The organism is Pseudoalteromonas sp. NEC-BIFX-2020_002 (assembly GCF_013002825.1).
Classification (GTDB): Bacteria; Pseudomonadota; Gammaproteobacteria; order Enterobacterales; family Alteromonadaceae; genus Pseudoalteromonas; species Pseudoalteromonas neustonica.
Genome location: NZ_JABEPJ010000002.1, coordinates 159,299 through 168,394, shown reverse-complemented (window position 1 = coordinate 168,394; position 9,096 = coordinate 159,299). Strand labels below are relative to the sequence as shown.

Genomic DNA, 9,096 nt, shown 5'->3' with positions numbered 1-9,096 from the left:
ATGGAAAAAGCAATTAATTCAGTTTTAATAAGTGGCGCAGCAAACGGTATTGGCGCGGCTTGTGTTGAAAAATTTATTGAACAAGGGTGCCGCTACATTATTGCACTTGATCGAGATGAAGCGAGCTTAAAAGCAATGCAATTGCGTTATGCCGATGGCGATATCATTTTTATTGCTATTGCAGCAGATTTGACTGGCCAAGTGTATTTCTCGAAATTAGCCAGTGCACTAGAACCTTTAACACAATTAGAGGCTTTAGTGCTTAGTCATGGCGTAGCGGATGAAAATGAGATTAATGAGCGAGATACCTTCATGCGAGTGATGGACGTAAATGTAAATAGCTGCCAATCAATTATAGCGCAATGTGAGGCTAAGCTTGATAAAGGCAGTGCTGTACTGTTTATGTCCTCAATTTTGGGCAAAATGGGTAATCATCGTAACACAGCATATTGCAGCTCAAAGCATGCACAGTTGGGTATGATGAAAGGGCTTGCAATGGATTGGGCGCGCCATGGTATTCGAGTTAATGCTATTTTACCGTGTTACGTTGATACGCCTTTACTTCGTAAAGAGTTGCAAAAGCAAGCTGATATGGTTGGTTCAACGCTCGATCAAGTAATGCGAAAAGCAAAAAAACGCATCCCAATGCGCTCTTATGTGCAAAGTAGTGATGTTGCTGATAGTGCGTATTTTTTATGTTCACAACAAGCTCGAATGATCACTGCGCAATCATTAATTATTGACGGTGGCAGCTCATGCGGAGGTTAGTATTGATTGCTGTATGCAGCGTAAGTAGCAGTAGCTACGCCAATTTGTATGTTCAACCTAATCTAACAAGTAGCTTTGGTTACAACATTGCAGAAAATTATGCTACAGAGCAAAGAATTGCGGTTGGGACAAAACTTGAATACAGCACTGAGCAGTTGAGTTTTACCTTTGATGGCAGGTTAGAGCATGACTTTGTCTACAGTGATAATGAGCGTTTTAGCATTGCAGCCGAAGATCAATATGGATCGCGAGCAATTATCGAAGAGGCGTATGTTTCAGGGGAATTAGGCCTGAGCTTTTGGTCATTTGGTTATCAAAAGGTAGTGTGGGGCGAAGCCGACGATTTACGTATTGTTGATGTTATTAATCCATTGGATTTTAAAAGCTTTATTTTGTTTGATATCGACGATTATCGCGTGGCTGTGCCAATGTTAAAAGTGGACTATGAGTACGATAACGGCGATACGTTAAACTTTATTACCACTATTGAACAACGTAGTAATGAATACCCAGCCTCGGGTGCAGAGTTTGGCAATAACTATTACCCAAATAGTGAAAGCAGTGAGTGGGGGAAGTACGAACTAGGTTTGCGTTATAACATGTTTGTTCATGACACAGATATCAGCTTGTACGCATTTCACGGTTACCAAGATGATCCCGTATTGAATGCAACGGCTAGTGAACTGCCTGACTATTCCTATGAAAAGTTTTCAATGCTAGGAACTAGTTTGAGCAAGCCAATAGATGCCTTCGTGCTTCGGACTGAGCTTGCCTACTTTGATAATTACACAGTTAATGATAGTGCGTTACAGCACAAAGACGTCAACAAGTTGGAAGCATTAGTGGGCTTGGATTATCGCTACAAAGATTGGACTACAACAGTTCAGTATACCAATCAATTGCTCAATGGTTGGCAACCCACGTATGTGATCCCAGAATCTGCACCAATTTACACAGCCTCAGCAGAGCGGGGTTTCTTTGCTAATCAAGTTTACTTACGCGCGGCATTAAGTTACGTCGATAACCAAGGTGGTGGGCTTTTATCCCAGCTAAAACTAACTTACAAGCCCAATCAATATTGGCTACTAAAGCTAAACCTCGATCTCATCGATGGTGAGCAAGCGAATTATTTAGGTGCACAGCAGCAGCGTGATCGCATTTGGCTTGCTGCAACATATTATTTTTAAGGAGAAAAAATGAAACTAACACATATTTTGGCCTCAGCTGGCATTTTGTTAAGTGTATTTGCAGATGCTTCGGCTAATGACGCAAATAACATTTTACAACAGGTGCGTGATCGCAATGACGGTAAAGATTACATGTCCACGGTGACTTTGAAAACGCTAAGCGATGATAGTCTGCTTAATCAGCGACAGTTTTATATGTTGCAAAAAGATATAGATCAAGACGAAGTAATGGTTTTGGCTATCAAAGCCCCCGCAGATGTGCGCGATATTAGTTTTTTGATGCGCAGCTTTGATGAAGGTACGGCGCAGGAAGACGAGCAGTGGATGTACCTTCCGGCATTTAGAAAAGTAAGACGTATTTCTGCGACGGATAAACGTGGCGCTTTTATGGGCAGCGAATATTCGTATTACGATTTAGATAAATTGCGCGTCACTGATTTTGACTCAAAAATTGTAAAAAGCGAAAGCGTAAATGACGTTGAGACACATGTCATTGAGCGTACTCCAAAATCACAAGATGTTATAAATAAGTCGGGATACTACAAGTTGGTAACTTGGGTTGATAAAGACAGAAAGTTAATTTTGAAACAGCAATACTTTGATGCAAAAGGTATTTTATTCAAACAATTGGATGTTGATAAAGTTGATAAAATTCAAGGTTTTTGGACGATTACGGCATCAACTATGACAAATTTTATTGAAAATAAAAAAAGCACTTTTTTGTTTCATGAGACGCTTTATAACCAAGGTATTGAAGATGCCATTTTCAGAAAGTCGAAACTTAAACGAGGCATAAAAGACAGCGATGTTGCAGGGTTAATTAAAATCTCTGAATTAGAATAAGGAATTGACATGTTAGAAAAATATCTAGATTTTGTGTTTAAGTACCCAAAATCAATATTAGCCTTGCTAGTACTTATTACAGCTTACTTTCTGGTTGCTTCTGCTAATTTGAGTGAAGATAACAACCCCTATTTTTTACCGCAGGATCACCCTGCTCGCAGTACAATTTTTGACTTAAGAGAGGAGTTTACGGGCACATACGACTCTGTAATGATCGCTCTGCACAATGATAATACAGTTTTCAATCAAGCTTCGATTAACGCTATTTTTGATCTATCACGCGCAGCTGAAAGAATGAACTACGTTGATCAAAGCGATGCGCAAATGCTTAAAGAGCTGCAATCTGCCTACCCAGAAAACCGTCAACTAATAACCAGTATTGATGTGATTTTGGCGGATGGCATGACCCCAAATGACGGTTTACTCGCGCGTGAACTTGTCAGTCAATCAGCTACTTGGCAATTGACAGACAAGCAGCAACGCAATTTACGAGTTTTTGCTGAACGCCTTGACCCCGTTAGAGAAATGGCGGGTTTGTCATCAACTGAAAATGTCTTTTTAGATGAACATGGTACTATGTTTGCGCAAGAAACAGTGAATCAACGCAATCAAGATATCGAGTTTGTTAAAAATGCAGTCCAAGATAACGAGCTCATTGAGTATGGTCCAATTTCACCGGATGGAAAAGTTGCACTTATTGTTGTTGAGTTAAGTATTTTAGAAGATGATGCCATTGGCCAAGTGCGTGCATATGAGGCGTTTAAACAACTTGTTAGTGATTACCAAGAGGCTCACCCTGAACTTAAAGATGATATTTATATCAGTGGAGTTCCGGTATTTTTTGCTGCACAAAAGCAAGTGATAGATCACGACTTTGCGACTTTACTGCCGATCGTTATTTTATTAATTACGGTAATTTTAGCGGTATTCTTTAAGACCATTTTAGGTGTTGTTATCCCCTTAATAAACGTTGTCATGTGTACAGTGTGGACAATGGGCATGATGGCCATTGTAAATGCGCCATTAGATGTGATCACCGCCATCCTGCCGGTATTTTTATTAACCATCTGCTTATCTGATGCGATACACGTTATGGCTGAGTATTACCATCAGAAGAAAATCAATAAATCTCGCTTAGTGGCTATTCGCAAAGCGATGATCTTAATGGTGTCCCCAGTTGTATTAACCACAATAACAACTTGCTTGACCTTTACAATGTCAACGTCATCCAGTATTGAAAGCTTGCGCAACTTTGGCTTGTTTATATCGTTTGGTATGTTTGTTGCGCTGATTATTTCTTTATTATTGATCCCAGCTTTACTCTCTCTTTTCCCGAACAAAGACATCATAGCGACACCACAAACAACACAAAGTAGTGATGATGTGAGTGAAAAATATTTTATTAGTCGCTTACTTGTGCGCACGTTAACACCTGTTATGGCTAATCGAAAAGTGTTCTCAGTGGTTTTTCTTGGGCTTTTTGCTGGCTCTTGCTTTTTGGCTTCGCAAGTGCGTGTTGATGATATGGGATCGGGTTACTTTCCAGAACAAAGTGATTTTAGGATCTCCGACGATTTTATAAATAATCACATTGCGGGTACCAGCCCTGGTTGGATCGAAGTGGATACAGGTATAAAAGGTGGTGCATTGACTCTTGAAGTTGCACATTTTATTGACCAATTAGAGCAACACATTCATCAGCACAGTACAGTGAATTACAGCTACTCTTTGGCGCGCTATGTAAGGCGTATTAATTACACATTGAATGACTTTGATCCTCAGTACAATCGTCTACCCAATGAAGTTGAGCGCTTTACTGAAATTGATGAAGATACAAAGCAAACTTATGAAGTTGAAATTGCCGGCAGTGATATCATCAGGCAGTCTATTTTAATGTTTGAAAATAGTGGCGGTTCTGATGTCACAAATGTACTAAACGAAGACTTTTCTAAAACCGTGTTGCTTTACACACTAGGAACAACGGTGGCAAATGACTATCAATCTTTCTTAGATCACACTTTACCATGGATTGAAAAAAACAAACCGGAAGGAGTGAAAATTACACACGCAGGTTCGCCAATCATATGGACTGCTGTGTTAGATGCGTTAGTGAAAAGTCAAACTGTGAGCGCTTCTATTGCATTAATAACAGTGTTGCTTGTCATGATCATTTGGTTTAAATCGATTCGCTTAGGTTTAGCAGGCACTTTGCCTTTATTGTCTACAGTGATGATTTATTTTGCATTGATGACGGTATTAAACATTGAGCTGAACATCGGGACGGCCATTATTTCATTTTTAGTACTTGGCATTGTTGATTACTCAGTGCATTACATCTTGAGGATCCAACATGAAATACAAAATGGTCACAGTATTAACCACGCCTTATTAAATGCAATGAGGGTAAGTGGTAGGGCGATTATTGCTAATGTCTTGGTGTTCAGTATTGGATTTATTGCTTTGTTGTTTTCTCAGCACAAAGCACTGATTGATCTTGGTACATTAGTGGGGTTATCACTGCTAATTAGCGGTATGGTTACGTTATTTGTCATTACTTTATTCGCACCTTGGTTTTTCAAGGGGGAGCTTAAAGCCAGTGAATCACAAAGCGCAGTCGGGATATTGACTCCTGAAAGTTAAAATATAAAGGACTATATGCTAGCCTAGATAAAATAATAAAGCCGTATCGGGTGATGCGGCTTTAGATTAAAGTGAGGAGAGGTAAAATACACTCTACTAAAGGTAAAATCCTGCATTTTGAGGTGGCTTAGGTATAACACCATCTCGTTTTCCTTATATACTCATACATTTTCTTTGATAGCTCTATAATAAAATTAACTATAATGCAGTGCTTTATGATAAAAAAGATAAGTTAAATTAAATACTTATTTTTCATAAACAAGGAGTTATTTAATGCCACATTTTATTATCGATTGCTCGCAGAGTATCTTGGCCTATCATGATGAAGATACTATTAATGAGCAAATTTACCATACTGTAAACGCCTCGGGGTTGTTTGCTGAGCATGAAATTAAAGTCAGGGTAAACCCGTATAATCGTTATTTAGTGGGCAATAAACAGCACGAATTTATCCATGTTTTGGCCATATAATGGAAGGTCTAACAACGGCTCAAAAAGCTGAATTATCAAAAGTGATAGTGACCAAACTTACTCAGATGTTCCCGCATATCGATAACATTGCGATGAATGTGAGTGACTTTGAAAAGGCCACTTATTGTAATAAAAATCAACTCGAAAGTAAGGGAGTATAATACGTGATCAAGCTCAGGTCATTTCAACCAAACGATGTCTTATTGCTTGTTAAGTATCTTAATAATTTACAAGTTACTCACTTTTTATCATCGAAAATACCTAGCCCATATACTGAAGAGGATGCGCGCTGGTGGATTGAAAAAGGCTGCATATTAAGTAACGCATGGGCGATTGAACTCGATGGGCAATGTGTTGGTTGCATAGGAGCAATGAAAGGAGAGTTTGAATATAGTAAATCAGCCGAAATAGGCTACTGGCTGGCTCAAGAATATTGGGGGCAAGGAGTTGTTACAACAGCTTTAGCGTTATTAATTGCACAACTACAAGCAACTGAGGTTGTGCGTTTGCATGCCGTTGTCTTTGAAAATAACTTACGTTCAGCAAAGGTGCTTGAAAAAAATGGTTTTTTGAAAGAGGGCTGCTTACATAAAGCTATATATAAAAATGATCGTTTTTATAATGCACTAATTTACGGCAAAGTTGTTTAATTATTTGTTTTTATTTATTGTAATAAGAAGATTGATTAAGATTAAAAGGAATTTTAAATGAAAGTTATTTTCGCCATACTGTGTTTATTAACAACACCTTTTGCGCTCGCAAAGACAACTGAGATTGTGGATGTATCCAAAGAAATATCGGCTGCCACATCATGGTTAGAAATTGTTGATAGCGCAAACTATGCTAAAAGTTGGCATCAAGCGGATCCGTATTTTCAAGCCAATGTAACAACACAGTTATGGGTATCTAAACTTACTGAAGTTCGCAGGTCACTTGGCGCTGTTAAATCTCGTGAGGGTGTAAATCGCCAAACATTTACCTCACTCCCAGAACTACCTAGTGGGGAGTATGTTATGTTGCAATTTCAAACTGATTTTGAAAATAGAAAAGAGTCATTAGAGAGCATAACAATGAAAAAATCTGCGGAGCAATGGCAGGTGATTGGTTATTTTATTCAGTAAATTAAAATTGTTTGGTAGCTTTTATTTTTAAATCTGTCTTTTATTTAGTTATTTCATTTTGTTTTCTACTATCTTTCTTATAGTTATAACAAGTATATAAGGCCTTTTAAAATGTTATTTTATATCGGAGTATTTTATTCTTAGTTTATTTATTATCCCTTTTAATTAAATAAAATTAATTTTAGGTAATTACTTATTTATAATATAACTATTATTTTAGTTGATTTTATATTAATTTTGTTGATAATTAACGCGCTTAATTGCGTTGAAATGGACTTATAAAAAATTATTAAGGATTGACATGAAAAAAATATTTTTAACTATTGTGATGGCATTTGTTTTAACTGCGTGTAACAGCACGTCTCAAGGTCGCGACTTTGATATGGAAGTTGTAAAAGGCTTTAAAAAAGGTGAAACAACACAAGAGCAAGTTAGAGAAGCAATTGGCGACCCTATGGGCGTTAACGATGTAGGTAATGATGAAGTAGTATGGACTTACAACTACAGCGAAGGCCAAGGTGCTAGCACTGGTTATGTGCCTTACGCAGGTTATGTAGGCGGTTCACAGAATGAATCAAAAAATGTGACTATTCGCTTTAATGCGAAAGGCATTGTATCAGGTTTATCATTCAACGAAACAGCTGGCAGCTCTACACGCCTATAACCCCAAATTACCTATTTCAACGCATCATTATTACGGTCGTTTAACGGCCGTAATACCCCAGGCATAATCCCTCAAATACTATTAATGCTTTAAAAATAAATCATTCAATTTGAACTCTGATAAGATGCTTACTAACGTATACATTTATTAATACATCAATTACCCCCAACTCTCCTGTCGGAGATTTTTATGCGTTTGAAGTCTTGCCTATTGTAGTGAGTTCAACGCACATATCATTGAAGTAGCCATTGTAGATCGGTTTATTATTGACGGTTTTGTGGTTAGTAAAAACAAAGAGTATAAAATATATAGTTTTCGGTAGTGTTATGGCACTAGTCAGCAGTTTTCGATTTAAGCAAATTATTTTGGATTTACTGTAGTTAATAAAGCTATACGTATATTGGAGGCTTAAGTGAAGAAGTAAGGTGTTCCCCAAGTATGCGGTACTCGGTATTAGTCCTGAAACCAGAAGGTCTCAGGGCGGGAATCTGCGGTTTGCCGTAGGCTTCTCGGTACATGCCGAGCTTGCACAATAGCAGACGAACAGAAACCCTAACATAAAATTTATCGGCTCAGGGACTTAACTAAGTACCAACACCCTAGGGAACAAATTGAGTATATAAGACATAAGCCAATCCTTACACCCCAAATTCAAAATAATTGTACTGTTCGAAGGTTTTTTCAGCATTGGTAACTGACTATTTACTTTTCGGATTGCTTTTTGACCTCAATCATACAATTAATTGGAGTTGCTATTTATCGAGTGGTAGCATTAACTTAATTAGCCAAGTGAAGATGCCAGCATGAACGAATTACCAGATTACCAGCAAGCCCAATTACTATTGGAAAAAAACGAAATTTTTGTCACTCCTTCAGAAGCGCATGGCGTGATCAGTGGGTTATTAGCCTGTGGTTTGAGTATTGAAGCCAAAGAGTACCTAGGCTTATTAAGCGATGTGTTTAATGATGGTCAATCATTTAGCCATGATCTGAAAGAATTTTTTGCTGTTATTTATAAGCAAGTCGTAGAGAGCTTTAACGATGAAGAATTTCAATTTGATTTATTTTTACCAAGCGATGACGAAACTTTAGTCGATCAAGCCAATGGTTTAGTGTCTTGGGTTGCAGGATTTATGCTTGGTTTTGGCTTAAAGCAAAAAGACTATGGCAAATTATCAGCTGACGTAAAAGAAGTGATCAGTGATTTTAGCGAAATTACCCGCTTAGATACCATGTTTGACGAAACTGAAGAGGACAGCCAAGCATTGCACGAAGTGATTGAGTATGTGCGTGTATCTGCACTTTTATGCTTTGCAGAACTTGGCCAAGAGCCAGCGCCAAAAAGCACTAAAAAAACACTTCATTAAGTGACGATGTACCTTAACGTTAAAAAACACTAAAA

10 protein-coding genes and 1 other RNA gene are annotated in these 9,096 nt (G+C 38.0%); 10 read left to right on the top strand and 1 reads right to left on the bottom strand.

Annotated features, from left to right (window positions below; genetic code table 11):
- From HJP15_RS03005 to bamE, 9 genes are all read left to right on the top strand, one after another.
- Entirely contained in the window at positions 1 to 768 is a 768-nt protein-coding gene (locus tag HJP15_RS03005; protein ID WP_170173051.1) for an SDR family NAD(P)-dependent oxidoreductase, read from the top strand.
- Positions 756 to 1,955 carry a DUF1302 domain-containing protein gene (locus HJP15_RS03000; RefSeq protein ID WP_170173050.1) on the top strand — a complete coding sequence of 400 codons (1,200 nt, stop codon included), beginning with the start codon at positions 756 to 758 and terminating at the stop codon, positions 1,953 to 1,955. Before HJP15_RS03005 ends, HJP15_RS03000 begins: the two co-directional genes overlap by 13 nt.
- Positions 1,956 to 1,964: 9 nt before the next feature.
- Positions 1,965 to 2,798, top strand: a complete 834-nt coding sequence (locus tag HJP15_RS02995; RefSeq protein ID WP_170173049.1) for an outer membrane lipoprotein-sorting protein — start codon at positions 1,965 to 1,967, stop codon at positions 2,796 to 2,798.
- A gap of 9 nt (positions 2,799 to 2,807) precedes the next feature.
- Positions 2,808 to 5,438: an efflux RND transporter permease subunit gene (locus HJP15_RS02990; protein ID WP_170173048.1), complete on the top strand. Its 2,631-nt coding sequence runs from the start codon at positions 2,808 to 2,810 to the stop codon at positions 5,436 to 5,438.
- Positions 5,439 to 5,711: 273 nt separating this feature from the next.
- Entirely contained in the window at positions 5,712 to 5,909 is a 198-nt protein-coding gene (locus HJP15_RS21820) for a tautomerase family protein (RefSeq protein WP_249365783.1), read from the top strand.
- Positions 5,909 to 6,070, top strand: a complete 162-nt coding sequence (locus HJP15_RS21815) for a tautomerase family protein (protein ID WP_249365782.1) — start codon at positions 5,909 to 5,911, stop codon at positions 6,068 to 6,070. The genes HJP15_RS21820 and HJP15_RS21815 overlap by 1 nt, the downstream gene beginning before the upstream one ends.
- A 3-nt stretch (positions 6,071 to 6,073) precedes the next feature.
- A complete protein-coding gene (locus HJP15_RS02980; protein WP_170173047.1) occupies positions 6,074 to 6,559 on the top strand; it encodes a GNAT family N-acetyltransferase in 486 nt (161 codons plus the stop codon).
- A 57-nt stretch (positions 6,560 to 6,616) separates the two neighbouring features.
- Positions 6,617 to 7,030, top strand: coding sequence for a DUF4019 domain-containing protein (locus tag HJP15_RS02975; RefSeq protein ID WP_170173046.1), 414 nt, complete (start codon positions 6,617 to 6,619; stop codon positions 7,028 to 7,030).
- A 301-nt stretch (positions 7,031 to 7,331) separates the two neighbouring features.
- On the top strand, positions 7,332 to 7,694 hold the full coding sequence (bamE, locus tag HJP15_RS02970) for an outer membrane protein assembly factor BamE domain-containing protein (protein ID WP_170173137.1): 363 nt from the start codon (positions 7,332 to 7,334) through the stop codon (positions 7,692 to 7,694).
- Between the two features lie 425 nt (positions 7,695 to 8,119).
- Here bamE and ssrS read toward each other — a convergent pair.
- A non-coding RNA gene (gene ssrS / locus HJP15_RS02965) (6S RNA) lies at positions 8,120 to 8,303 on the bottom strand.
- A gap of 194 nt (positions 8,304 to 8,497) precedes the next feature.
- Between ssrS and HJP15_RS02960 the strand changes: the two genes are divergently transcribed.
- Positions 8,498 to 9,061 (top strand): UPF0149 family protein, encoded by a 564-nt coding sequence (locus HJP15_RS02960; protein WP_054205584.1) that lies wholly within the window; start codon positions 8,498 to 8,500, stop codon positions 9,059 to 9,061.
- Positions 9,062 to 9,096 lie beyond the last annotated feature (35 nt).